Source organism: Niveispirillum sp. (assembly GCF_052437035.1).
GTDB lineage: Bacteria > Pseudomonadota > Alphaproteobacteria > Azospirillales > Azospirillaceae > Niveispirillum.
In genome coordinates this window covers 667,191-689,522 of the sequence record NZ_JBQVOH010000002.1, presented here as the reverse complement: position 1 = coordinate 689,522, position 22,332 = coordinate 667,191, and the positions used below count along the sequence as shown (strand labels likewise).

Annotated in this window: 27 protein-coding genes; 5 read left to right on the top strand and 22 right to left on the bottom strand. The window is 64.0% G+C overall.

The window, feature by feature from the left end; genetic code table 11:
* Positions 1–12 precede the first annotated feature (12 nt).
* From flhB to flgB, 6 genes are read right to left on the bottom strand one after another with little or no spacing between them, the layout of a single operon-like run.
* Positions 13–1,095, bottom strand: a complete 1,083-nt coding sequence (gene flhB / locus ACT6Q8_RS08335; protein ID WP_054169558.1) for a flagellar biosynthesis protein FlhB — start codon at positions 1,093–1,095, stop codon at positions 13–15.
* Positions 1,096–1,110: 15 nt separating this feature from the next.
* Positions 1,111–1,875 carry a flagellar biosynthetic protein FliR gene (gene fliR, locus ACT6Q8_RS08330; RefSeq protein ID WP_054169559.1) on the bottom strand — a complete coding sequence of 255 codons (765 nt, stop codon included), beginning with the start codon at positions 1,873–1,875 and terminating at the stop codon, positions 1,111–1,113.
* Positions 1,875–2,168 carry a flagellar biosynthesis protein FliQ gene (gene fliQ, locus ACT6Q8_RS08325; RefSeq protein WP_054169560.1) on the bottom strand — a complete coding sequence of 98 codons (294 nt, stop codon included), beginning with the start codon at positions 2,166–2,168 and terminating at the stop codon, positions 1,875–1,877. Before fliQ ends, fliR begins: the two co-directional genes overlap by 1 nt.
* A gap of 21 nt (positions 2,169–2,189) precedes the next feature.
* Entirely contained in the window at positions 2,190–2,498 is a 309-nt protein-coding gene (gene fliE, locus ACT6Q8_RS08320; RefSeq protein ID WP_444733169.1) for a flagellar hook-basal body complex protein FliE, read from the bottom strand.
* A 34-nt stretch (positions 2,499–2,532) separates the two neighbouring features.
* A complete protein-coding gene (gene flgC, locus ACT6Q8_RS08315; RefSeq protein ID WP_054169562.1) occupies positions 2,533–2,946 on the bottom strand; it encodes a flagellar basal body rod protein FlgC in 414 nt (137 codons plus the stop codon).
* 35 nt (positions 2,947–2,981) lie between these two features.
* Positions 2,982–3,386 (bottom strand): flagellar basal body rod protein FlgB, encoded by a 405-nt coding sequence (gene flgB / locus ACT6Q8_RS08310; protein WP_054169563.1) that lies wholly within the window; start codon positions 3,384–3,386, stop codon positions 2,982–2,984.
* Positions 3,387–3,761: 375 nt separating this feature from the next.
* Between flgB and ACT6Q8_RS08305 the strand changes: the two genes are divergently transcribed.
* Genes ACT6Q8_RS08305 through fliP form a run of 4 tightly spaced genes read left to right on the top strand, consistent with a single transcriptional unit; the run spans position 3,762 to position 5,475 of the window.
* Positions 3,762–4,055, top strand: a complete 294-nt coding sequence (locus ACT6Q8_RS08305; RefSeq protein WP_444733168.1) for an EscU/YscU/HrcU family type III secretion system export apparatus switch protein — start codon at positions 3,762–3,764, stop codon at positions 4,053–4,055.
* Positions 4,052–4,399, top strand: coding sequence for a hypothetical protein (locus ACT6Q8_RS08300; protein ID WP_054169565.1), 348 nt, complete (start codon positions 4,052–4,054; stop codon positions 4,397–4,399). Before ACT6Q8_RS08305 ends, ACT6Q8_RS08300 begins: the two co-directional genes overlap by 4 nt.
* Positions 4,400–4,720, top strand: a complete 321-nt coding sequence (locus ACT6Q8_RS08295) for a flagellar biosynthetic protein FliO (protein WP_444733167.1) — start codon at positions 4,400–4,402, stop codon at positions 4,718–4,720.
* Entirely contained in the window at positions 4,717–5,475 is a 759-nt protein-coding gene (gene fliP, locus ACT6Q8_RS08290; RefSeq protein ID WP_054169567.1) for a flagellar type III secretion system pore protein FliP, read from the top strand. The genes ACT6Q8_RS08295 and fliP overlap by 4 nt, the downstream gene beginning before the upstream one ends.
* 15 nt (positions 5,476–5,490) lie before the next feature.
* Here fliP and ACT6Q8_RS08285 read toward each other — a convergent pair whose 3' ends face one another.
* Entirely contained in the window at positions 5,491–6,339 is an 849-nt protein-coding gene (locus ACT6Q8_RS08285; protein WP_054169568.1) for an AAA family ATPase, read from the bottom strand.
* A gap of 99 nt (positions 6,340–6,438) precedes the next feature.
* Here ACT6Q8_RS08285 and ACT6Q8_RS08280 point away from each other — a divergent pair, with 99 nt between their 5' ends.
* Entirely contained in the window at positions 6,439–6,627 is a 189-nt protein-coding gene (locus ACT6Q8_RS08280) for a hypothetical protein (protein WP_054169569.1), read from the top strand.
* Between the two features lie 83 nt (positions 6,628–6,710).
* Here the strand turns inward: ACT6Q8_RS08280 and cysS are convergent, their stop codons facing one another.
* From cysS to ACT6Q8_RS08205, 15 genes are all read right to left on the bottom strand, one after another.
* On the bottom strand, positions 6,711–8,084 hold the full coding sequence (cysS, locus tag ACT6Q8_RS08275) for a cysteine--tRNA ligase (RefSeq protein WP_444733166.1): 1,374 nt from the start codon (positions 8,082–8,084) through the stop codon (positions 6,711–6,713).
* A gap of 54 nt (positions 8,085–8,138) precedes the next feature.
* On the bottom strand, positions 8,139–9,497 hold the full coding sequence (gltX, locus tag ACT6Q8_RS08270) for a glutamate--tRNA ligase (RefSeq protein WP_444733165.1): 1,359 nt from the start codon (positions 9,495–9,497) through the stop codon (positions 8,139–8,141).
* A gap of 59 nt (positions 9,498–9,556) precedes the next feature.
* Positions 9,557–10,723 (bottom strand): adenylate/guanylate cyclase domain-containing protein, encoded by a 1,167-nt coding sequence (locus ACT6Q8_RS08265; protein WP_444733164.1) that lies wholly within the window; start codon positions 10,721–10,723, stop codon positions 9,557–9,559.
* Between the two features lie 91 nt (positions 10,724–10,814).
* Positions 10,815–11,540 carry a DUF6250 domain-containing protein gene (locus ACT6Q8_RS08260; RefSeq protein WP_444739366.1) on the bottom strand — a complete coding sequence of 242 codons (726 nt, stop codon included), beginning with the start codon at positions 11,538–11,540 and terminating at the stop codon, positions 10,815–10,817.
* Positions 11,533–11,841, bottom strand: coding sequence for a helix-turn-helix domain-containing protein (locus ACT6Q8_RS08255; RefSeq protein WP_054169573.1), 309 nt, complete (start codon positions 11,839–11,841; stop codon positions 11,533–11,535). The genes ACT6Q8_RS08260 and ACT6Q8_RS08255 overlap by 8 nt, the downstream gene beginning before the upstream one ends.
* Positions 11,838–12,074 (bottom strand): hypothetical protein, encoded by a 237-nt coding sequence (locus ACT6Q8_RS08250; protein WP_444733162.1) that lies wholly within the window; start codon positions 12,072–12,074, stop codon positions 11,838–11,840. Before ACT6Q8_RS08250 ends, ACT6Q8_RS08255 begins: the two co-directional genes overlap by 4 nt.
* A 119-nt stretch (positions 12,075–12,193) precedes the next feature.
* Entirely contained in the window at positions 12,194–13,486 is a 1,293-nt protein-coding gene (locus ACT6Q8_RS08245) for a replication-associated recombination protein A (protein ID WP_444733161.1), read from the bottom strand.
* Positions 13,487–13,565: 79 nt separating this feature from the next.
* The gene (locus ACT6Q8_RS08240; RefSeq protein WP_444733160.1) at positions 13,566–16,811 is read right to left on the bottom strand and encodes a tetratricopeptide repeat protein; all 3,246 of its coding nucleotides are present in this window, start codon (positions 16,809–16,811) and stop codon (positions 13,566–13,568) included.
* Complete coding sequence (locus ACT6Q8_RS08235; protein ID WP_444733159.1) at positions 16,808–17,503, bottom strand: OmpA/MotB family protein; 696 nt, start codon at positions 17,501–17,503, stop codon at positions 16,808–16,810. The genes ACT6Q8_RS08240 and ACT6Q8_RS08235 overlap by 4 nt, the downstream gene beginning before the upstream one ends.
* Positions 17,503–18,180, bottom strand: a complete 678-nt coding sequence (locus tag ACT6Q8_RS08230; protein ID WP_444733158.1) for a hypothetical protein — start codon at positions 18,178–18,180, stop codon at positions 17,503–17,505. Before ACT6Q8_RS08230 ends, ACT6Q8_RS08235 begins: the two co-directional genes overlap by 1 nt.
* 6 nt (positions 18,181–18,186) lie before the next feature.
* Entirely contained in the window at positions 18,187–18,834 is a 648-nt protein-coding gene (locus tag ACT6Q8_RS08225) for a protein phosphatase CheZ (protein WP_054169579.1), read from the bottom strand.
* 87 nt (positions 18,835–18,921) lie between these two features.
* Positions 18,922–19,899 carry a MotE family protein gene (locus ACT6Q8_RS08220; protein ID WP_444733157.1) on the bottom strand — a complete coding sequence of 326 codons (978 nt, stop codon included), beginning with the start codon at positions 19,897–19,899 and terminating at the stop codon, positions 18,922–18,924.
* A complete protein-coding gene (locus ACT6Q8_RS08215; RefSeq protein ID WP_054169581.1) occupies positions 19,896–20,435 on the bottom strand; it encodes a DUF6468 domain-containing protein in 540 nt (179 codons plus the stop codon). The genes ACT6Q8_RS08220 and ACT6Q8_RS08215 overlap by 4 nt, the downstream gene beginning before the upstream one ends.
* Positions 20,432–21,517, bottom strand: a complete 1,086-nt coding sequence (gene fliM, locus ACT6Q8_RS08210) for a flagellar motor switch protein FliM (protein ID WP_054169582.1) — start codon at positions 21,515–21,517, stop codon at positions 20,432–20,434. The genes ACT6Q8_RS08215 and fliM overlap by 4 nt, the downstream gene beginning before the upstream one ends.
* A gap of 16 nt (positions 21,518–21,533) precedes the next feature.
* On the bottom strand, positions 21,534–22,082 hold the full coding sequence (locus tag ACT6Q8_RS08205) for a flagellar basal body-associated FliL family protein (RefSeq protein WP_054169583.1): 549 nt from the start codon (positions 22,080–22,082) through the stop codon (positions 21,534–21,536).
* Positions 22,083–22,332: the final 250 nt, after the last annotated feature.

Sequence of the window (22,332 nt, the reverse complement as noted above, 5' to 3'; positions counted from 1 at the left end):
AGTTAAGGTCGATCACTGCCGGGGAATCGGCTTGCGTTTCATCTTGAAGACGTAGGAGATGATTTCCGCCACCGCCTTGTAATGATCGGTGGGGATTTCCTCATTCACCTCTGCCGTTGCATAAAGCGCACGGGCCAGGGCGGGGTTGGTGATCAGGGGGACGTCATGTTCTTCCGCGATTTCGCGGATGCGCATGGCCAGATGGTCGACGCCCTTGGCCACCACGGTCGGCGCGCCCATCACGGCGGGATCATATTTCAAGGCAACGGCATAGTGGGTGGGGTTGGTCACCACAACGTCAGCCGTGGGAATATTGCCCATCATGCGGTTACGGGCACGTTCCATACGCAACTGCCGGATCTTGCCCTTGATCAGCGGGTCACCTTCCGCCTGCTTGAACTCTTCCTTGATCTCCTGCTTCGTCATGCGCATCTGCTTCATGAACGTATAGCGCTGATAAATATAGTCGGCGCCGGCCAGCGTCAGCAGAACCAGGATGACCGCGAAAATGATCTTGGCCGCCAGATGCTGCGTCTCCTTCACGATGTCGATGATCGCCATCGAAATAAAGTGATCGACCGAGTCCCAAAGCGGCCGCAGCATGATGTAGACGACGATGGAGACGATCACCAGCTTGGCCAGCGATTTCAGAAACTCCACCAGATTCTTCATCGAGAATTTCTGCGCCAGGGCCGGCAAGGGATTCAAGCGGTTCAAATCGAACTGCATGAATTTCTCGGTCGTCACCAAAAAGCCGACCTGCACGATGGAGGCGGTGACCCCGGCGATCAGCAGAATGACCAGCGGCACCACCATAGAGATCAAGGTGCTGGTGATCAGGTCGGTGAATATATCAGTCAACGCGCCACCATCCATGATGATGGCGTGTGGCTGTTCAATGAATGGTGTGATCGATGCGGATATGCGCCCGAATGACCAGGGCAGGACCATCAGGATCAGCACCAGCGAGGCGCTGAGCACGAACAGGTGGGTGAATTCCTGCGACTTCGGGACCTGGCCTTTCTCGCGCGCGTCCTGAAGCCGTTTACCAGTAGGTTCTTCTGTTTTGCTGTCATCATCCTGGTCTTCAGCCATGGCGAGCCCTCCCCGTCACAGCTGCAGGATATTGACAAGCTGACCCTCGAACCGGGCCAGCCAGAAGGTCATCAGTGCCGTCAGGCTGAGGCCCAGCAAAAGCAGGCCCAGCACGATCTGGATCGGCGCACCGACAAAGAACACCTGGATCTGCGGCACCATGCGCGAGATCAGGCCAAGTCCCAGATAGAACAGCAGCCCGATCACAGTAAAGGGTGCGGATAACTGCATCCCGATCAGAAAGCTGTCGGCCATCACGCGCGTCAGATGCTGTGCCACATCGCCGATAGGCAGCCATTGCCCCGGCTGAAACAGCGAATAGCTGTCAACAACCGCCAGCAGCAGCATGTGATGCATGTCGGTGGCAAAGATCAGCATCAGGGCCAGCACACCCAGGATGGAGGATATCGCATTGCCCGGCGACGACATGGCCGGATTGAAGGCCTGCGCCGCCGAAAGCCCCACCTGATTGGCGATCAGCATCCCCGCCGTTTCCAGCGCCGCCATCAGCATGCGGGTGATGGTCCCCAGAAAGATGCCGATCATCGCCTCCGAAATGATCAACAGCGTCAGATCAGCCGGACTGGCGGGTGGCTTCGGCATGGAAGGCAGCAGAATGGGCAGCAAGATGAACGACACGGCCAGCGCGAACAGCAGACGGATGCGCGGCGACACAAACTGTTCGCCATAGCCGGGCATGATCAGAAAGGCGGAACCCAGCCGCACGAAAATCATCAAAAAAGCATAGACGGACCCGCCCAGGATCGCATCCAGCGACATCAGCCATCATCCCCGTTATCGACGCCGGTCCCCACCGCGATGATGCGGTCCATGATCCGTTCGGTGAAAACCTTCAGATGCCCGTTCATGAAGGGCAGCAGGAACACCATGGCCGTGAACAGGATCAGGATTTTCGGCACGAAGGTCAGGGTCTGTTCCTGCAACTGTGTCAGTGCCTGGAACAGAGAAATGGCAAGGCCAACCACCAGCGCAATCAACATCAAGGGCAGGCTGACGATGATCGTGGTGAACAGCGCATCGCGCACGATCTCGATGGCTTCGGCCTCATTCATGATCCGGTCCTGGCCCCGCCGTCACATCGGCATGCGCAGGATTTCCTGATAGGCGGAAATCACCTTGTCACGCACATTCACCACCGCCTGCAGGGTTACCTCGGCATTGGTGACGGCATTCACCACATCGGCCAGATCGGCCTTGCCCAGCACGCCCTTGGCCGTCATCTCCTCGCCCTTGTGCATGGTCTGGATGGATTGCCCGACCGCACTTTCCAGCATGTCACCAAAGGACGGCCCCTCCGTCGGGCCGGACCGGGACGGGGCGGTGAGGCCGCGGGTGGCGGCGCTGGCATAGGCGGCGGCGGCACCGCTGAAGGGAATGGCCATGGCTCTGTCTCTTCTGTCCGGAGGGGCGGGTCAATCAGTTGGAACGCAGCAGGTCGATGGTACGCATGATCATGGAACGGGTGGCGTCCAGCGTGTTCAGGTTCGCCTCGTATGAACGCTGCGCCTCGCGCATGTCCATGCTTTCCACCAGCGAATTAACATTGGGCAGCAGCACATAGCCATCGGCATCCGCCGACGGGTGGCCGGGATCGTACCGGCGCTGGAAGTCGCTGCGGTCCACATCGATCTTCTTGACCTGGACCAGATCGGTTTCCATCTGCTTGTCCAGCGCGTTCTGGAACATCACCACCTTGCGGCGGTACGGCAGATCGCCCGGTGACGGAGCGGTGGAATTGGCATTGGCCAGGTTTTCGGCGATGACGCGCAGGCGGGTGCCCTGCACCTTCATGCCGGCGGCCGATGCCGCCATCGAATTCATCAGATCCATGTTCCGTTCCCCCTAACAGCCAGCAGCGGCGCGTCTTAACGCGGCGGCGTCATCGCGGTTTTCAGCATGCCAACCTGCTTGCGGTACAGGTTGGTGACGGTCTGGTACTCCATGGAATTCTGGCCAACCTTCATCATCTGTTCTTCCAGAACCACGGCATTGCCGGCGGGCGCGGTTTCATAGGGGTTGCGTTCCTGCCCATCCTTGAAACCTGTCTTCGACACGATGGTGCCGGACAGATGACCATTCTCGCCACCGGCCAGCGGCATGCGGGCCGTTTCGCGCAGTTGCTTCTTGAAGTCGAACTGCACCAGATCGTGGGGACGGAATTCCGGCGTATCGGCGTTGGAGATGTTCTTGGACAGAACCTCCTGCCGCTGATTGTGCCAGGCCATCTTGTCCGACATCAGGCGGAATATGCCGCTATCCTTCAGATCCATGGCGATACCCTTCTTCCATCCTTGCCCATGAATGCACCCGACAGGCGCCTTCTCCAGACCAAATTTAATGCAATTTCCGCGCCATTTTCGGCTGTTCGGGTGGGTTTTTGGCCACCCTGCCCGCCTTTTGCGGGGACAAAACCACGGGGCCGGGGGCGGCCCAGCGGCTTTCATTCCCAACATAGCGCAAGTGCGACGCCAAGGAACGTGAAATCGCATGCGCGAAGCCGCCTCGCACAGGACAATCGCATCTGCTAGGATGCTTTCTGCCGCAAGGGTGGTTTCGCGCCCGGAATGGCACATCCGACAAGGGCCATGCCGTTGCCTCCACCGCCTGAAAGCCCCCCGCCCGCCCCCGCCCGCCGACAGGTGGCCGTGGCCCTCCGGCATGAACGGGGCGATCCCAGCCTGCCGCGCATCGTGGCCAGCGGACATGGCGCGGTGGCCGAACAGATCCTGGAACTGGCCTTTGCCCATGGGGTAAAGGTGCGCACCGATGCCGACCTTGCGGAAATTCTTGCCGCCGTCGATGTGGAAAGTGAAATTCCCATTGAAGCCATCGCCGCCGTGGCGGAAATCCTTGCCCATGTGTACCGCGCCAATGGCACGCTGAATGAACGCGCGGGCGAACTTGACCTGAAGCCCCTGGATCGGCCGACAACGCCATGACCGACAATCCCACCATCCCCACCCTGCCCGCTCCCGACGATATCGGTCAGACGCTGGACAGTCTGCTGTCGCTGCTGACCCAGGGCGACAAGACCCTGGGCGAAGGAGAGATGGTCGATCTCTATGGTCTGGAGCGGGAGGTGAAGCCCATTCTGGACACCATCCTGGCCCTGCCACCGCCACAGGCGCGGTCGCTGCTGCCCCGGCTGGAACAGGTGATGGCGGCGCTGGATCAGGTGGCCGGTACGCTGGAACGCGTGCATGGTGACAAGCTGGGGGGACGGGAGACGCACGCCACCCGCATGCGCGCCGCCCAGGCCTATCGTACCGGCAAGGATATGTGAATGGACGCGGCCAATTACCTGCGGCTGATCCTGGCGCTGGGTGCCGTTCTGGCGCTGATCGCGGTTTTTGCGGTTCTGCTGCGCCGTTATGGGCCCGCCGCCGGGCTGGCCGTACGCCGGAAAGGTGATAAAAGGCTGAGCGTGGTGGAGGTGATGGCGCTCGACGCGCGCCGCCGGCTGGTGCTGGTGCGGCGCGACGGGGTGGAACATCTGCTGCTGCTGGGCATCGGGGAGGACCGGGTGGTGGAGACGGGGATCATTCCGCCGGGGGATTTCAAGGCGGCGCTGAACCGCCAGGAACAGGCGGGGTCCGCACCATGATGGCGCCTATGCTGTTGCTTTGCCGCCGCCTTGCGCTGCCGTTGCTGGGCCTGATGCTGCTGTCGGCGGGGCCGGCAGCGGCGCAAAGCCTGTCATTGGACCTCGGTGACCAGGGGGCCAGCGGCACGGGCCGTATCATCCAGTTCGTGATGCTGCTGACGGTGCTGTCGCTGGCGCCCAGCATCCTGATCATGATGACCTGCTTTGTCCGCATCACCATCGTGCTCAGCTTCCTGCGGTCAGCACTGGGCACCATGCAGGTGCCGCCCAATCAGGTGCTGGTCAGCCTGGCGATGTTCCTGACCTTCTTCATCATGGCGCCGACGCTCCAGGCCTCTTACGACCGGGGCCTGCGCCCGCTGATCAATGAAGAGATCGACGAGATCACGGCCTTCAAGCGGGCGGTGGAGCCGTTTCATGCCTTCATGACCCGGCATGTGCGCGAACGCGATTTGCAGCTGTTCATGGATATGTCGAAGACGGCACCCGTGGCCAAGCCGGAAGATGTGCCGATCCACGTCCTGATCCCGGCCTTCATGCTGTCGGAACTGAAGCGCAGCTTTGAGATCGGGTTCCTGGTTTTCGTGCCGTTCCTGGTTATCGACATGGTGGTGTCATCGGTGCTGATGGCGATGGGCATGATGATGCTACCACCAGCGATGATCTCACTGCCGTTCAAACTGATCTTCTTCGTGCTGATTGACGGCTGGTACCTGATTGTCGGATCGCTGGTCCAGAGCTTCGGGGAGCTGTAGCGCTCCCCCCCGCCCTCAGCCGTTGTTCCGCCGCGCCAGGAAGGCCAGACGTTCGAACAGGTGGACATCCTGTTCGTTCTTCAGCAACGCGCCGTGCAGCGGCGGGATCAGCTTCTTCGGGTCGCGCTGACGCAGCGTTTCCGGCGACACATCCTCCACCAGCAGCAGGCGGATCCAGTCCAGCAGTTCTGACGTGCTGGGCTTCTTTTTCAGGCCGGGCACATCGCGCACCTCATAGAACAGGGTCAGCGCGTCGCGCAGCAGTTCGGCCTTCAGGTCAGGAAAATGCACCTCCACGATGCGGGCCATCGTGTCGGCATCGGGGAAGCGGATATAATGGAAGAAGCAGCGGCGCAGGAACGCATCGGGCAGTTCCTTCTCGTTGTTGGACGTGATGATAACCACGGGCCGCTTGGCCGCCTTGATGGTCTCCCCCGTCTCGTAAACGAAGAATTCCATACGGTCGAGTTCCTGGAGAAGATCGTTCGGGAACTCGATATCGGCCTTGTCGATCTCATCGATCAGCAGGACGGGCGGCTCGTCAGCCTCGAACGCGGTCCACAGGGGACCTTTGCGGATATAGTTCTTGATGTCCTTGACGCGCGGGTCGCCCAGTTGGCTGTCGCGCAACCTGCTGACCGCGTCATATTCGTAAAGGCCCTGCTGCGCCTTGGTCGTGGATTTGACATGCCAGGACAGAAGCGGTCGGCCAAGCGCCTTTGCCACCTCCTGCGCCAGCACCGTCTTGCCGGTGCCGGGTTCGCCCTTCACCAGCAGCGGACGCTGCAACGTGATGGCGGCATTCACGGCGACGCGAAGGTCATCGGTGGCGACGTAATTCTGGGTGCCTTGGAAACGGGTCATGGTCTCTGCTGCGCTCGGGCCATTGGGTTAGCGCGGCATCATTGCCGGAACGGCCCGGAATGGCTACCCTGAAAACATCGTCACGCGGAGGCCCCGGACATGCGGCAGGTTCTGAACGACGTCACGCCCGAACAATTATCAGAGATTTTCCAACGGCTGGGCATCGTGCCGGGCCAACGCCTGCGCATAACGCTGGAGACGCTGGACGAGGATGTAACCCTGCCGGGCGATGAGGAAGAAGAGGCGGCGGCCTTTGACTGGGCGCTGGAAGAGGTGGAACGGGCTTAAGGTCAGGCCGCCACAGGCCAAGGCACAAGCGGGGCAGATTAAGGTGGGGCGTCATCAATCGCCCCACCTTAATTCGACAAACTCTACCCCCGCTTCCAGGTCGTTCCCTTCGGCCCGTCCTCCAGAATGACGCCCTGGGCGGCCAGATCGTTGCGGATGCGGTCAGCCTCGGCAAAGTTCTTGGCCTTGCGGGCGGCCAGACGGGAGGATATGGCCTGTTCAATGGCGGCATCATCCAGGCCGCACGCGCCCGCCGGCTGCCACTTGAACCAGGCTTCCGGGGCTTGCGTCAGGAAACCCAACAGGTTGGTAGCAGCCTTCAGTGCGGACGCGGCGGCCACACGCCCGGCATCGTCACCCGCCTTGTGATAGGCATTGGCCAGTTCATGCAGGACGGAAATAGCCAGCGGCGTGTTCAGATCGTCCATCAGGGCGGACATGAATTCCGCCGGAATATCCCCCGCCGGCACATCGCCCGCCGTGCGCAGCACACCGTACCAGCGATCCAGCGTATGACGGGCCTGGGCCACCTTCTCCTTGGTGAAATCCAGCGGCTGCCGGTAATGGGCCGACAGGATGGCCAGACGCAGCGCCTCACCCGGAAACTCGTCCAGCAGCTCGCGCACCGTGTAGAAGTTGCCCAGGGACTTGGACATCTTGTCGCCGGCGATGGTCAAAAAGCCGGAATGCAGCCAGACATTGGCCATCACGGCGGTGCCATGGGCGCAACGGCTCTGCGCGATCTCGTTCTCATGGTGCGGGAAGATCAGGTCCAGCCCGCCGCCATGGATATCGAACACATCGCCAAAATGCGCCGCCGTCATGGCCGAGCATTCGATATGCCAGCCGGGGCGACCCTTGCCCCAGGGGCTGTCCCAGCCGGGTTCGCCATCTTTGGCCGGCTTCCACAGTACGAAATCGGCGGGCGACTTCTTGTAGGGAGCCACCTCCACCCGCGCGCCGGCGATCAGCTCATCCTGGCTGCGGCGTGACAGTTGGCCATAATCGGACATGGAAGGCACATGGAACAGGGCGTGACCTTCGGCGGCATAGGCAAAGCCCTTGGCGATCAGCGCCTCGATCATGGCGATCATGTCACCGATATGCCGCGTGGCACGCGGTTCGATATCGGGGCGCAGGAGGCCCAGATCATCCATATCGGCATGGAACTGCGCCGTGGTCCGCGCCGTCACGCTATCGATGGGCTCGCCCGACTGGTTCGACCGTTCAATGATCTTGTCATCCACGTCCGTGATGTTCCGGGCGTAGGTGACCTTCGGGTACAGGTGCTTCAGCAGGCGTGCCAGCAGGTCAAAGGCGCTGAAAGTCCTGGCATTGCCGATATGGGCATAGTCGTAAACGGTGGGGCCGCAGACATAGAGCTTCACATGAGCCGGGTCGATGGGCGCGAACGCTTCCTTGGTCCGCAGCAGCGTGTTGTAAAGCGACAGGGTCATGGGAGCAGGCTTTCCGTCAGCAGAAAGGTCATGGTTAGAGATAGCGGGCAAGCGTCAGGCCGTACAGCCCGACAGCCGCGCCAGGGCGCGGTCCCGCCCGATCAGCGGCAGCAGGGTCTTCAGCTCCGGCCCATGATCATGGGCGGTCAGCGCCCGGCGCAGCGGCAGGAACAGGGCCTTGCCCTTGGCCCCCGTGGCCGCCGCAACGGCCTTGGTCCACACACCCCAGGTCGTATCATCCCAGGCACCCTCGGGCAGCAGTTCGGCGGCCTTGGCCAGAAACGCGGCATCATCGACCAGCGGCGTCACCGCCTGCTTGGTCACGGCCCACCATTCCTTCGCGTCCGACAGGCGGGACAGGTTGGGCCGCACGGCCAACCAGAACGCCTCATCCACACCCTCCATACCCAGCGCGACCAGACGGTTGGCGACGGCACTGAATGGGGCGGCATGCAGGACCTGGGCGTTCAGCCGCATCAGCTCATCAGCGTCGAACTTCGGCGTTCCGCGCCCGAACTTGGCGAAGTCGAAACCTTCGGCCAGTTCGGACAGGCTGCCGGCAGCGGCGATGGCGTCAGACGTGCCCAGCCGTGCGAGATAGGCGGTCAGGGCCAGCGGTTCCACCCCCTCTTCGGTGCGCAGCGACCGCACGGACAGGGAGCCCAAGCGCTTGGACAGCCCCTCCCCCTCCGACCCTGCGACCAGGGGCAGGTGGGCGAAACTGGGGACAGACCCCTTGCCCTCGACGCCGATCATGGCCTCGAACAGCTGCACCTGCACCGCCGTGTTGGTGACATGGTCCTCACCGCGCACGATATGGGTGATGGCGAAATCCAGATCATCGACGACGGAGGTCAGGGTATAGAGCGGGCGGCCATCCTCCCGGATCAGCACGGGGTCCGACAGGTCGGCACCCCGGAAATGCTTGTGCCCCTGCACCAGATCGTCCCAGATGATATCGGCATGGTTCAGCTTGAACCGCCAATGCGGACGCCGTCCTTCGCCTTCCAGCCGCGCGCGGTCAGCCTCGCTCAGGCGCAGGGCGGAGCGGTCATAGATGGGCGGGCGATGTTGCGCCAGCATGGCCTTGCGCTTCAGGCCCAGTTCCTCCGGCGTCTCATAGCAGGGGTAAAGACGCCCGGCGGCCTTCAACGCTTCCGCCGCCTCAGCATAGCGACCATACCGGTCGGACTCGCGGGCAAAGCGGTCCCAGGTAAGGCCCAGCCAGGTCAGATCCTCGGCAATCGCATCGGCGAAGGCCTGGGTGGACCGTTCCTCGTCGGTATCATCCAGACGGAACATGAAGCTGCCGCCATGCCGGGCCGCGAACAGCCAGTTCATGATGGCGGTGCGGACATTGCCGATATGCAGATGGCCGGTCGGGCTGGGCGCGAAGCGGACGGCGACGTTCATGGCTCGGGATCAGGCTGGTCAGGGGAAAAGATGGGCGTGCAGCGATAGCATGGGCGCCATCAACAGGGCACGAAAATCTCTTCCGGCTGATCCAATCCCCGCACCTCATGCACGCCGACCGACCGCATCGTGCGACCGGAGCATCCGGCAAAGGCGGTGGAGACCACGAAATGGCTGTCCAGTTCCTTTGCCACCTCCAGCAGACGGCTGGCAAGATTGACGGCGGGGCCGACAACCGTGAAATCCAGCCGGCGCTTGCCGCCGATATTGCCAAAGGCGACATGGCCCAGATGCAGCGACAGGCCATAATCGATCCGGGTCTGCCCATTGGGGCAGGCCTCATTCCAGGCGGTGACAGCATTATCCAGGGTCGCGGCGGCGGCCAGCGCGTGGCCGCATGCTTCCCGCGGGTTCATCATGTCGGCGGGAAAGATGGCCAGCATGCCATCGCCCATGAATTTCAGCACCTCGCCGCCATGCGCCTCCACCGCGTCCACGGACAGATCGAACCAGTGGTTCAGCCGTTCCAGGACGGTGGTGGACAGGTTATCAGCGGTGAAGCGGGTGAAGCCGCGCAGGTCAGCGAACAGGATGGCGGCAAAGATATGGTCGGCATCGCCGCGCGAAATCTGCCCCGCATAGACCCGGTCACCGGCCCCGGCCCCCAGATATGTGGCCAGCAGGTCGCGCGCGATATTGCGCACCACGCGGGCCTCCAGAATGGGCGACACGGCGGCCACAATATGGGTCAGGTCGATGATATCCTGATCGCTGAAGGCTACGCGCTTAGCGGCAAACGACATGGCCGCCGACCGGTGCTTGTCCTGCACCTGGATGGGCGCGATGAAATAATCCTGGAACCCTTCCCGCTTTAACCGGGCCAGCAGCGGCAACGCCGTCTCTTCCAGTGCAAGGCGGACACGATACGGCTCCCCCGTTTCATCCACGCGGTGGACGGGAGAGTTCAGATATTCCGACATGTCGGTATCGACACGGTTCAGCCGGTGCGTGCCAGTTGCCTGACCACACAGCCAGACACGCCCCTCCCCCACCACTTCGGGGTGGAGAAGCTCCAGGTTCAACGAAACGCGACCGATGGGAATGCCGGACGTGGCAATCCGGTCGACCAGTTGTGCGAACAGCAGGTCGATGTCGAACAGCTGGTTGCCTTCAAGCAGCAACCAGTCGGCGATGGAACGGACGCGGTCGGACAGGAAGGCGTTCAAGGGGCGGGCTCTCTGGCATCGGGCGCCCTAAGATTGGGGCGGCAACCCATTCGGCGCAAGTACCGGTTAACGCAGGCGTGGCCTGACCAAATCAGATGTAACCCGCCCGATACACACGGAAATTCCGCACCCGCAGATGGCTCTGCGTCGTGCGCAGTGCGAAATGGCCGCTGGCCAGCGGGGCCGGGTCCTCAAAATCAAACAGCAGCCGGTCATCCCGCCAATAAAGGATGCGCGACCCGACGGCGGCCAGGGTCACCGTCTGCCAGACATTGCCGACCAGCATATCCGCCGGCAGCCGACGGTCATTCTCCGGCAGCAGGGGCCGATCACCCGCCCGCCCCGTATAACGGCGAAAGCGCGTGGTGCTGTTGGAATTGCCGCCCTGGCCCACATAATAAAGGACCAGATCGTCATAATCTTCGAACTTGCCCGTTCGGTCCTTGGCCATCGCATCGCCATCCGGTACCACAGGATCGTTGGCCATCCAGAAGGCGTTCAGGTCCGACAACCGGTCATTAGGGCCCCCTTCCGCCACCATCAACGCCTCATACCGGATGGCGATGGGCCCGGACAGGCGGGGCTTGAACCACAGCGACGTTCCCGCCGGCACATCGATATCCAGGACACCATCGGCAGCGGTTACGGTGCCGGGCCGGTGGGCCTGCAACAGCCACTGGCCCAGACCGTCACGGAAGTCATCTTCATGCAGGACCTCCCCCAGCGACAGGCCGGAGGGTGCAGCGATGGCCGGGCGCAGGGCGGACAGGGCGGCGGCGGAAAGGAGGAAGGTGCGGCGGTGCATCAGATCAATCACCCGCTACCACCGATGCCACCATCTCCGGCGATTTCTCAATAACCTGTAACAGAATGCGGGCCGCCGGATCGGGCTTTCGGCGCCCCTGTTCCCAATTGTTCATCGTGGCCGCAGGGATTCCGAAACGCCGCTCGAACTCGCGTGTGGATTTGGCGACCGCATGGCGGATCGCGCGCACCCGCTCCGGTGGCATGGCATCAACGTCAACAACCTCAAGCGCCATCTCGCCTTTCTTCCAGGCTACAACCTCGGCCAAACTCTCCAGCAGAGCCTCGCCGAATCCCTGCTTTTCCGCTGTCATCGCTTCAACTCCTGCAAAAGCGCCAGGGCCATGCGGCGCTGATCCTCGGTCAAATCGGTCTGGCTGGCCTTTTCATAAGCGAAAAGCATGACGGCCAGTTCATCCGTAACCATGAGGAAGTAAATGGCGCGGCCACCGCCCCGCTTACCCTTGTTGCCCAGTCTGAAACGCACCTTACGGATGCCGCCCAGGCCGGGAATGACATCGCCAACTGTCGGGTTGGATGCCACCATCAGTTCCAGCCGATCAATATGGCCTGGGTCGCACCAATCCGTTTGAGATCGCGCTGATAGCGCTGGGTTCTTACGATCTTCACAAGGGGACACTAGCATAAATTGCGCCAATGGCGCAATCACCCCCCACCCTTCTCCGCCCGGAGCCGCGCCCAGTAATCCTGGCGTTTCTTGATCTCCCGCTCGAACCCACGTTCGACGGGGCGATAGAATTCGCGCCGTCCCATCTCGTCTGGGAAATAGTTCTGGCCGCTGAACCCCTCTGCCGTGTCATGGTCGTAATTGTAGCCGTGACCATAGCCCAATTGCTTCATCAGCTTGGTCGGTGCGTTCAGGATATGTTTGGGCGGGGACAGGCTGCCTGTCTCCTTGGCCGCCCGCACGGCATCCTTATAGGCGGTATAGGCGGCGTTGGATTTGGGCGCCGTACCCAGATAGATGACAAGCTGCGCGATGGCCAGCTCACCCTCCGGGCTGCCTAGCCGTTCATAGGCTTCCCACGCCGCCGTCGCCTGGGTCAGGGCTGCCGGGTCGGCCATGCCGATATCCTCGACCGCAAAGCGGGTCAGGCGCCGCGCGATGTAGCGCGGGTCCTCGCCCCCGGCCAGCATGCGGGCGTACCAGTACAAGGCCGCATCCGTGTCCGACCCGCGCAGGGATTTATGCAGGGCGGAGATCAGGTTGTAATGCCCCTCCTGCGCCTTGTCATAAAGCGGCATGCGCCGCTGCACCGCCGCAGCCAGGGCGTTGGTGTCCAGAACTTTGTCTGCCGGAAGGGCGAACAGTTCCTCGCACAGGTTCAGGCAATAACGCCCGTCACCATCGGCCAGCGCCTTGACCGACGCCCTTGCATCCGCGTCCAGCGGCAGGGGCCGCCCCTCCTCCGCCTCCGCCCGGGCCAACAGATTTTCCAGGGCGGCATCGTCCAGACGGTTCAGGACGAATACCTGTGCCCGCGACAGCAAGGCGGCGTTCAGTTCGAAACTAGGATTCTCCGTCGTGGCCCCCACCAGCGTGACGGTCCCATCCTCCACATAAGGCAGGAACCCGTCCTGCTGCGACCGGTTGAACCGGTGGATTTCGTCGATGAACAGCAGGGTGCCCTGGCCCGCCTGCCGGCGCGACTTCGCCGCCTCGAACACTTTGCGCAGGTCGGCCACACCGCTGAAAATCGCCGATAGCGGTTCGAAATGCAGGTCCGTGGTCTGGGCCAGCAGGCGGGCCAGCGTGGTCTTGCCGCATCCGGGTGGCCCCCAGAGGATCATGGAAACCAGCCGGCGCGCGCAGATCATGCGGCCAATGGGGCCGTCAGGGCGCAACAGGTGATCCTGCCCCACCATCTGATCCAGGCTTTGTGGCCGCAACCGGTCGGCCAGCGGCCTTGGTGCCTGTGCTTCAAACAAACCCGACACGTGGCAAATCCCTGATCAGCCGATCCCGCTATGGCCCCACTATTTCAGATGGGCGGCGGCAGAAGCAATGTCCATGGGTTTACGATGGCGGCGTCGCCGGTGGTGTGGCCGGGGCCGCCGCTGGCGGCGGGGTGGCGGCTTCCTGGCGCACGGTGCGATAATTGTCAAGGAAGCTGCGGAACAGGTCGATTTCGGTGATGCGCTGGCGGATGGTATTGGCATCGGCCAGACCCGCCGATTCCTCCGGCCTGGTCAGCAGGCGGAAGAAGGTCGCGTCCTTCGACTTTTCCATGGCCGGCCCGAAATCACGGCGGAGAGCGTCCAGCCCGGCATTGTCGCCGGCCAGCGACAGGGCCGTGGCCCGGTTGACGACAAGGCTGGAGACTTGCGGGTCCAGGGTGGCACCGGCGGCGGGCGGCGGGCCGATGACATCGGCCAGGGCCTGGGCAGCCGCCTTCCACTGCTTGTCGCGCATGGCGATGTCGATACGCAGCAGATTGGCATTGTGCGACTGGTCGGCGGCCAGCAGCTGAACCGCCTCCGTGCCCTTGTTGATCTGCGACAGGGCACGGGCGCGCAGCAGCTTGCGTTCCTCCGCCAGCTCCGGCGTGATCTCCGGCACCTCGCTCTTGTCCAGTGCCGCCACCGCCAGTTCCGGCGTGCCATCCAGGAGACGGATGCCGGCCAGCCGCGTGCCGACCTGCGCCTTTTCCAGGCCCTGCAACCGATACTGCACCTGATGGTCCAGCAGTTGGCCGGCACGGTCCAGAAGGTCGATCTCGACCAGCCGTTCGGCCAGCTTGCGGATGATGCGGTCACCATCGGGGCCGGGGGGCGTCAGCTCGCGGTATTGCTCATAAAGCCCCATCGCCTCCAGCGGCGACATCTTCGCAGCCCCGTCCGTGGCGAACAGGTCCGTGAAGGTCCGGGTCATGTCCGCCGCAATCTCCTTGGCCTCCGGCGTGTCCGGGAAGGCGGAGATGGTGTGGCGCATGCTGTCGAAGGCCTGGGGATAGTTGCCGGCAATGGCATGCACCTCCCCTATACGGCGCAGGTTGGACAGTTCCAGCGCATCGCCACGCCAGGCAAAGCGCATCTCCTCCATCTTCTTGGCCGCCTCCTTGGGCGGCATCTTGCCGGCGGCAAGGGCCGTGTCGATATAGTCGCGCTTGGCCCGCATGGAATAAAGCCGGTCACGCCCGCCCTGCGCCTGCTTGAAATAGGACAGGGCCTTGTCATTGTCGCCCAGGGCGCGGAACACGGCACCGCGGAAATACTGTACCGCGGGTGCCTGGTCGCCGCTTTCGCCGCCACGCTTGGCGACACGGTCCATGATCAGGGCCGCCGCTTCCGGCTGTCCGGCGCGCAAGGATGCATCGGCGGCAGAAAGGGCCAGACCGGTGTAGAAAGGTTCCGGATAGCGGTCCAGCAGGTCCTTGGAGGCCTGGAAGGCGGCATGCGCCCCGGCATAATCGCCCTGCCCCGCCAGAGCCGCCGCCCGCCACAGGGCCGCGTCGGGTTCATTGGCCAGCTGCCGGTTCGACAGGTCGGCCATGCCGCCCGCAAAATCACCGGTCAACACCCGGCCAATACCGCGCACGGCCAGGAATTCAGGCCGGCGGTCCACATCGGGCTGCAAGGATTGCACGCGGCTCAGCATGCCCAGCGCCTCATACCCCATGCCATTGGCCAGATAGAAGCGGGCGATATCCAGGCGGCCACGCGTCTTTTCCGCATCCGGCAGGGCCGTCAGACGGTCCCATTTCGCCTGCCGCGTCTTGTTGTAATCGCGCGCCGCCACCTGGCCCCAGCGCTTGAAATCGAATAGCTTATCCTGCTCCACGGGTGGCGGGGGCGGCGGAATGGCAACCTGGACATCTGCTGGCGGCGACAGACGCAGGCCGCCCGGCACCGTCACCTCCACCCCCTCACGCACTGGCTGTACCGCCAGCCGGTCATCCAGGGGGCGCATGACAAGGCCCTGCAGGGTGGGCAGGAACTGCACCTCGGTATAACGCAGCGGCGCGTCCACATGCTGGCCCGGCAGCGGCAGCGGCACCACGGACAGGGTGTCGCCCACCACAGGGTCCTTGAAGGCGATGACCTTTTCCGCCTCTGCCGCCGGCACAACCAGCCGGGGCCCCAGCGCGAAATCCGGGTCCGGTCGGGGTATGATGGAACTGTTGGTGGCCTTGACGCCCGTGGCCGGTGCCAGGGTCACCTGCCAGACGGTGCCGTCACGCCCGACGGATGCCTGCATCAGAGCCGGCATGGACAGGCGGAAGCCGGCCCCGCCCTGAACGGCCACCGGTTCGATGACCGATTGCAGACCGGCAGGCACCGGCGGCGCCGTCTCGGGCGGCACCGTATCATCGAACAGAATATAGAGATAGCCGGCCCGTTCGAAAATCGCTGCCGCCCGCGCCGCCTTGGGATCAAAGGGCAGGGTCACGGGCGCAATGGCAATCTCCCCTGCCGGCGCGTCTGACGTGCTGGCAGCAGGCGTGGCCGCCGGAGGCGGCGCTGCTGCCGTCGATGCGGGGGGCGGTGGCGGCGCAACCGCCGTGGGTGCCGCCGTGGCTGTCACGGCTGGGGCCGGCGTCGGCGCAGGCGCAGCGGCGGCAGGGGCCGGATTGGTCGCCGCAGGCGGTGGTGGCGGGCTGACGGTCAGCGGGGTCGGGGCACCGGATGCGGTGGCGGCGCCATTGGGTGCGGCATTGCCACGTAACTGATAAAGCGGTGCCCCCTCACGCGGTGCGCGGGGATCGGCGGGACGGGGTGTCGCCTGTGCGGTGGCCGTCTGGGCGGGCGTTGCTGGCGCCGGGGTGGGCGCCGCCGCTGCCTGCTGCTGCTGCGCTGCCGGGGGTGGTGGCGGACTGGCGGGGGCGGGGGTGCTGCCGGGCGGCGGCTTGTCCAGCACATCGACGATAATGCGGGCGCCGGCCCGGCTATGCTTGATGCCGGCCCCGGCGGGAATATCGAACCGCACCGTCACTGACCCGTCCGCCGCCGCCTGGGTCAGGCCGTTGATGCGCGAGGGCCGGGCGCGCAGAACACCGGCCAGATCGACCTGTGCCGCGACGGGAAAGCGGATGCTGACCCCTGCCCCGTTCTGTTCAACGGTATAGGGAACCTCGCGCGGCCAGTCGAAGACCAGACGGCTGTAATCGGGATGCACGCCGCTGCGCACCGGCACACGCGGTGCCGTATTGCTGCTGGCGGCGGCAGGGGCCGGTGGCTGCTGTGCACGGACGGGGGCCGGCAGCAACGCGGTGGCGGCCACCGACAGGGCCAGGGTCCCGGCCAGGATGCGGGCCGCCCTCATGGCGTCACCCCATGTTCACGCACCACCAGGTCGACGCGGCGCGCATCGGTCTTCACCTCGCCCCCCGATTGACCATCGCCATGGCCACGCACGGTGATGTCCCGCAAATATCCCGCCTCCCGCAGGGCATGCGCCACCGCCTGCGCACGGGCCAGCGACAATTCCCAATTGCTGGGCCAACGGCGGCCCGTGGGTGAGGCATCGGCATGGCCCACGACATCCACAGCATTGCCGATATTGGCCGCCACGCCACCCATCACGAACAGGGCCTTCTTGCCCCCCTCCGACAGGGTGGCGTCACCGGGAGAGAACAGCAGGTCGGACGGCAGCGACAGGATCAAGGTGCCGTCGATACGGTTGATACGCACATCGGCCAGTTCCGGGTTGCGCGCCATCTGGCTTTCGAACACCCGGCCCAGATAACCAAGGTCAATGGCCTTGCCCCGGTCCAGGCTGGCGGCGGAAAAGGCGGCTTCGGGCCGTTCTTCGCCCACTTGGACGGGTTTCGCCCCCGGCACACCCGCCGCCAGCGCCTTGTAACGGGCAGGATCGGGATCGGACATGGCATAGAGCATGACGAAAAAGGTCAGCAGCAGGCAGATCAGGTCGGTGAAGGTGACCAGCCAGGCTTTGCCCGCCGGCGTATCCGGCTTTGCGAAGCTGAAGGGGGAGAAATGGGCCTGCGGGCGCATCAGGCACCCTCCTCATGCACGCGGAACAGCAGGCGCAGTTGCCCCGCCTCCGCCCCCTTTTCCAGCCCGACCGACAGCCAGGCCGGATTGGCACCCAGCGCCGATACGGCACGGGCCAGGGCACCGGCACGCGCCACCAGCGGCGCCGTATCCTCCACACCCTTCGTGGCGAACAGAAACTCCGCCCGTACCGAGACGCCGCGCGGCCGGTTCTCCAGCGCGCGGGCGATGCGGTCCATCATTCCCTGCTGGCTGGGCCGGATCGCCAGACCATCGCCCGCAAACAGGTTGGAGGCCGGCATGGTGACGTGCAGGGTACCCGTCTCGGTTCCCGCCTCCACCTTGGCCAGCGGCAGTTCGGCGCGGATCAGATCGCCCAGATCCTGGACGGCACGCGCCGCCTCGCGCCGGGCCTGCTGCCGGTCGCCGGGGGAGCCTGTCAGCAGCGCCTGGGTGGAAAAGGCGTCATCCACGCTACGGATGACGGCGCCCACCTTCTCGTCATGAAAATGAGAGATGCTGTTCAACAGGATGAAAAAGGCCAGCAGCAGGATGAAGACGCCGAGATAAAGAAGCGTCGCCCCTTCCCCGCCCTCGCCACGGTCACCGGACGCGCCGAACCGCAGGGGAACCGCCATATCAGGTTCGGTGCTGCCGGATGTGTGCGTCTCGGGCATTCAACCTCAATCAAACAGGCTGTCGATGAAGGCCTGGTCGATGCCGGCGCCCGGCATCGACGGACCGTTCAGCAGCTTGGCATCAGACGGCGCCTCGGGGGCGGCTTTCTCCATGGTGGGATGGCGGCGCTGCACTTCCTCACCCAGGGCGACCAGCAGGACTTCCACCTTCTGTTCGATATGTTTCAGGGCGCGGACCACCTTGGTGATGCGCTGGCCGGTAATGTCCTGGAAGTTGCAGGCCTCATAGATGCCGGTGGTGATGTCCATAAGCTTGTTGGACACTTCCGCCGGCACGTCACCGGCCAGGGCCATCATCTGGTCACAGGCATCCATGATGCGGTTCGTGGCATCTTCCGTGGCGCCGACAACGGCGTCCAACTCGTCGGTAGCCAGCGGAATATGCTCTGAATGGATGTCCGCCGGCTGAATGCTGGCGATTTCCTTCTTGGCGTTATTGATGAACCGGGCCAGCCCCTCCAGTTCTGCATAGAGATGCAGGTCATGCTGGCCCATGTCGCCGCCCATGGAGGACAGGACGGATGCGACGATGGTCGCCACTTCTTCGCGCGACAGCGGCTGCCGCGCCTCAGCGCGGGCATTATCCAGCCGTTCCTGGAGCACGGGATCGGCGGCGGTGGCGGTGCGGAACATCAGGACACCTTCAAAGCGCGAGTACTTCGGGGCCGGCAAGGGCCGGGGTCAGACGGGGGATGGGCTCCCCTGGGGGCCTTCATACAATCATTCGGGCACTGTTGGCAGCCTCTTCCGTGCAGCCAGAAGGATGGTGACCTCTTGCGCCCGTTTCTCGTCCATGGCGGCGAATACAGGGGCAACCTTGGCTTCCTTCATGCGGCTGATCACGTTCAACAGCACGTCGTTTTCCAGATTGTTGAAAATCTTGGCGGCGTCGGCGGGCTTCATCGTCTCGTAAATCTTCACAAGACTGTCCAGCTGCGCCTGCTGTTCGGCGTTGGCCTGGGTCAGAAGACCCTGGATTTCCTTCTTCAGGTTCTGAAGCTCGGTGATTTTCTGGTCGAATCGCGTCTCGGCGGCGGTCAGCATCGCCTCGCGCTGATCCAGTTCCCGTCCACGGCTATCCAGTTGCTCCCGCCGTTCCTGCAGCCGTTGCAGGATTTCAACCTCGGTGGGGGTGAAGCCCTGGCCGGGCGCGCCGGACGGGGCCGGGCTGTTGGGATCGGCGGCGGGCGCTGTGGCGGGGGTCTTCTGGGCATGATCACCCGCCGCTGCCGGCTGCGCATGTTCCCCCCCGGCGGCGGGCGGGGTCTGGGCCTGCTGCTGCTCCGCCTCCGCCACTTGAACCGGTGCTGCCGGCCCCCCTGCGGGGGCGACAGCGGGCTTGGCGGGTGCCACAGCGACGGCATTGGCCTGCTTGGTTTCCGGCAAACCCTGTGGTGCTGCCTCTTCTGCAATCGAAGTGGGGATCAGCGACAGGCCCTTGCCCGTCGTTACCGTCAGCCAGATATCCCCAACCTTGAAGCCCAGAACCAGCGTCGCAACAAAGATCGTGGCCGGCAGCAGACCGGGCCGCATCAGGGCGCGGCGCGCCTTGGGCGGCTTGGGTGCCGGCTTGCCCCGTGCGGCGGGGCGCGCGCCGGGTTTCGCAGCGGGCTTGGCACCGGCCTTCACGGCTTGTTTGGCCGCCGGTTTGGCGGGGCCGGGGGCGGCCCCGGCGGCTGGCGTGGGAGCGTCGGTCATTGCCGCAGATTCTCCAGCGCCTGCAACAATTCCTTCTCCGCCCGCGACCGGGGCTCAGCGCCACCGGGGGTCGGGGCCGCAGCCTGCTGCTGGGGCGGCGGTGCTGCTGCGGGTGCGGGGCGCGGCGATGGGGCGGCAGCCGGGCGCGGGGCGGCGGGTGATGCGGTCAGGGGGGCACCCCCGCCCTGGCCCGGCATCACGGCGGCACGCGCCTTGCCCGACGCGGCTTCCAGCCGGTTGGCCAACCCATCGGCGGCCTGCACGATCAACTCCATCTCCTCTTTCAGGGTCTGGGCGCGGTTGATCAGGTTGGAAAGGGTTTCGCCAGACTCATGCGCTGCCCTGCGCATGCCCTTCACGGAACTGTCGGCCTGGGCCGTGGCCTCGGCGAAGCCCTTGACCAGTTCCTCCAGCTCCGCGCGGCTTTCCTTGACCGCCGACAGCTGCTTGTTCAGGCGCAGGGCGTAAATGATGGTGGCCACCAGCAGGCCGACAATGGCCACGTCCAGCAACAGGGACAGGATGGAGGCGATCATGGCTGCGACTCCGGCTTGGGGGCTTCCTTGTCGATACGCACCGCGATATTGCCGCCCTTGCGGCCCATGCGGCCCAGGAACATCGGCACGTCGCCGCACCGAAGCTCAATCGTTTCATCCGGCGCGACATTCAGCAGAACACGGCTGCCCACGCGCCAGGAAAGGACCTCGTTCAGCGGCAGGACAATCTCGTCCAACACCGCCGACAGATGCACATCCGTCTGCCACAGCTCCGACGCCAGGTGGGTTTCCCAGATACTGTCGCGACCGAACTTTTCACCCATGAACATCTGCAACAGCAGTTCGCGCACAGGTTCCAGGGTGGCGTAGGGGATCAGCAGTTCCAGGCGCCCGCCACGGTCTTCCATGTCGATGCGCAGCTTGACCAGCACGGCGGCATTGGCCTGGCGCGCTATGGTGGCAAAACGCGGATTTGTTTCCAGACGGTCGAAGCGGAAGGTCACGGGCGACAGCGGATCGAACGCCGCCGACAGGTCCGACAGGACCACATGCACCATACGTTCCACGAGGTTGCGTTCGATGGTCGTATAGGGGCGGCCTTCGATACGCATGGCCGCCGTACCACGGCGGCCACCCAGCAGCACGTCCACGATGGAGTAGATCAGCGCCGAATCGATGACCATCAGGCCGTAATTGTCCCATTCCTCCGCCTTGAACACGGCCAGCATGGCGGGCAGCGGGATGGAGTTCAGGTAATCACCGAACCGGACCGAGCTGATCTGATCCAGCGAGACTTCGACGTTGTCGGAGGTGAAGTTACGCAACGATGTCGACATCATGCGGACGAGGCGGTCAAACACCACCTCCAGCATCGGCAGACGTTCGTAATTAACCAGCGCCGAGTTCACCAGCGCCATAACGCCGGTATTGTCGCCGTCGCCGGCCCCGTCCTTGTCGAAGCCCAGCAGGCTGTCGATTTCGTCCTGGTTCAGAACGCGCGTGGCACCGCCGCCACCGCCGCCGCCCATGTCGCCAAAGGCGTCGCCAGCCCCTTCATCCGCCATGGCGGCCCATTCGGCCGCCATGCGTTCTTCTTCACTAAGCTCCTCGGGCCCGGCCATCACGCATCCTCTCGCATCATTGCTGGACCAGGAATTCCTTGATCAACACGTCCTTCACCTTCACCGGTGCCGCCGCGGCATTCACCCGCATCAGCAATTCCTCCCGCAGGCGATACATGCCCGCCGACCCGCGCAGGTCATCGACCTTCAATTCGCGCAGGTAAACCTGGAACGCGTCCGTGATGCGGGGCATGGCCTGATCGATGGCCGGCACCTCCTGCGGGTGCCCGATCTCCAGCGTGATGCCCAGCTTCAAAAGCGTCGCCCGCCGCTCACCCGTATTCAGGTTGACCAGCATGTCGGGCATGTCCTTGAAAATCGGCGGCCCCTTATATTCGGGCAGTTCGGGCTCCTTATGCTCTTCCTCCACATGCTCCTCGCCCTCGGCCGGAGGCTTCTTGCCCAAAAGCCCGTCAAGAGCGCCCATGAAGTATGCGCCCGCCGCACCCGCCACGATCAGAAGGATGGGCAGAACAATGAACAGCACGATTTTCTTGCCGCTCAGTTTCTTGCGCGGCAAATCGGCTTCGGTCGAACCGCCGCCATCGGTCTCCATCGACGTCATACTGTACCACCCCTGACCCCGGCCAGCATCCGGCCCCAAGCCCCCCGGGCACACCCAAGGGATTCCGGCATCGCTGTCGAACCGGAATGATACCAAGCCGATTCAACGCTTTCCACGCATTTACGGTGGTTCAGGAAGAAATTGCGTATAATTCGATGCATCGCCGCCGCTCTGGCCCTCGCGCCCCGCATCCATTGCCGGACATGCCTTGTCCTTTTCCGTCCGTTCCTGGTCCGGCGCGTGCCTTTCG

What these genes read in the sequence shown, in the direction of transcription:
- ACT6Q8_RS08285 (WP_054169568.1), bottom strand. Translation starts at nt 6,339, where the DNA reads ATGACCCGTTTCCAAGGCACCCAGAATTACGTCGCCACCGATGACCTT.
- ACT6Q8_RS08225 (WP_054169579.1), bottom strand. Translation starts at nt 18,834, where the DNA reads ATGTTCCGCACCGCCACCGCCGCCGATCCCGTGCTCCAGGAACGGCTG.
- cysS (WP_444733166.1), bottom strand. Translation starts at nt 8,084, where the DNA reads ATGACCCTGTCGCTTTACAACACGCTGCTGCGGACCAAGGAAGCGTTC.
- fliP (WP_054169567.1), top strand. Translation starts at nt 4,717, where the DNA reads ATGATGGCGCCTATGCTGTTGCTTTGCCGCCGCCTTGCGCTGCCGTTG.
- ACT6Q8_RS08280 (WP_054169569.1), top strand. Translation starts at nt 6,439, where the DNA reads ATGCGGCAGGTTCTGAACGACGTCACGCCCGAACAATTATCAGAGATT.
- ACT6Q8_RS08220 (WP_444733157.1), bottom strand. Translation starts at nt 19,899, where the DNA reads ATGACCGACGCTCCCACGCCAGCCGCCGGGGCCGCCCCCGGCCCCGCC.
- ACT6Q8_RS08250 (WP_444733162.1), bottom strand. Translation starts at nt 12,074, where the DNA reads ATGGTGGCATCCAACCCGACAGTTGGCGATGTCATTCCCGGCCTGGGC.
- flgC (WP_054169562.1), bottom strand. Translation starts at nt 2,946, where the DNA reads ATGGATCTGATGAATTCGATGGCGGCATCGGCCGCCGGCATGAAGGTG.
- gltX (WP_444733165.1), bottom strand. Translation starts at nt 9,497, where the DNA reads ATGAACGTCGCCGTCCGCTTCGCGCCCAGCCCGACCGGCCATCTGCAT.
- ACT6Q8_RS08230 (WP_444733158.1), bottom strand. Translation starts at nt 18,180, where the DNA reads ATGCCCGAGACGCACACATCCGGCAGCACCGAACCTGATATGGCGGTT.
- fliE (WP_444733169.1), bottom strand. Translation starts at nt 2,498, where the DNA reads ATGGCCATTCCCTTCAGCGGTGCCGCCGCCGCCTATGCCAGCGCCGCC.
- fliQ (WP_054169560.1), bottom strand. Translation starts at nt 2,168, where the DNA reads ATGAATGAGGCCGAAGCCATCGAGATCGTGCGCGATGCGCTGTTCACC.
- ACT6Q8_RS08235 (WP_444733159.1), bottom strand. Translation starts at nt 17,503, where the DNA reads ATGCGCCCGCAGGCCCATTTCTCCCCCTTCAGCTTCGCAAAGCCGGAT.
- ACT6Q8_RS08240 (WP_444733160.1), bottom strand. Translation starts at nt 16,811, where the DNA reads ATGAGGGCGGCCCGCATCCTGGCCGGGACCCTGGCCCTGTCGGTGGCC.
- fliM (WP_054169582.1), bottom strand. Translation starts at nt 21,517, where the DNA reads ATGGCCGGGCCCGAGGAGCTTAGTGAAGAAGAACGCATGGCGGCCGAA.
- fliR (WP_054169559.1), bottom strand. Translation starts at nt 1,875, where the DNA reads ATGTCGCTGGATGCGATCCTGGGCGGGTCCGTCTATGCTTTTTTGATG.
- ACT6Q8_RS08255 (WP_054169573.1), bottom strand. Translation starts at nt 11,841, where the DNA reads ATGACAGCGGAAAAGCAGGGATTCGGCGAGGCTCTGCTGGAGAGTTTG.
- ACT6Q8_RS08205 (WP_054169583.1), bottom strand. Translation starts at nt 22,082, where the DNA reads ATGACGTCGATGGAGACCGATGGCGGCGGTTCGACCGAAGCCGATTTG.
- ACT6Q8_RS08295 (WP_444733167.1), top strand. Translation starts at nt 4,400, where the DNA reads ATGGACGCGGCCAATTACCTGCGGCTGATCCTGGCGCTGGGTGCCGTT.
- flgB (WP_054169563.1), bottom strand. Translation starts at nt 3,386, where the DNA reads ATGGATCTGAAGGATAGCGGCATATTCCGCCTGATGTCGGACAAGATG.
- flhB (WP_054169558.1), bottom strand. Translation starts at nt 1,095, where the DNA reads ATGGCTGAAGACCAGGATGATGACAGCAAAACAGAAGAACCTACTGGT.
- ACT6Q8_RS08215 (WP_054169581.1), bottom strand. Translation starts at nt 20,435, where the DNA reads ATGATCGCCTCCATCCTGTCCCTGTTGCTGGACGTGGCCATTGTCGGC.
- ACT6Q8_RS08300 (WP_054169565.1), top strand. Translation starts at nt 4,052, where the DNA reads ATGACCGACAATCCCACCATCCCCACCCTGCCCGCTCCCGACGATATC.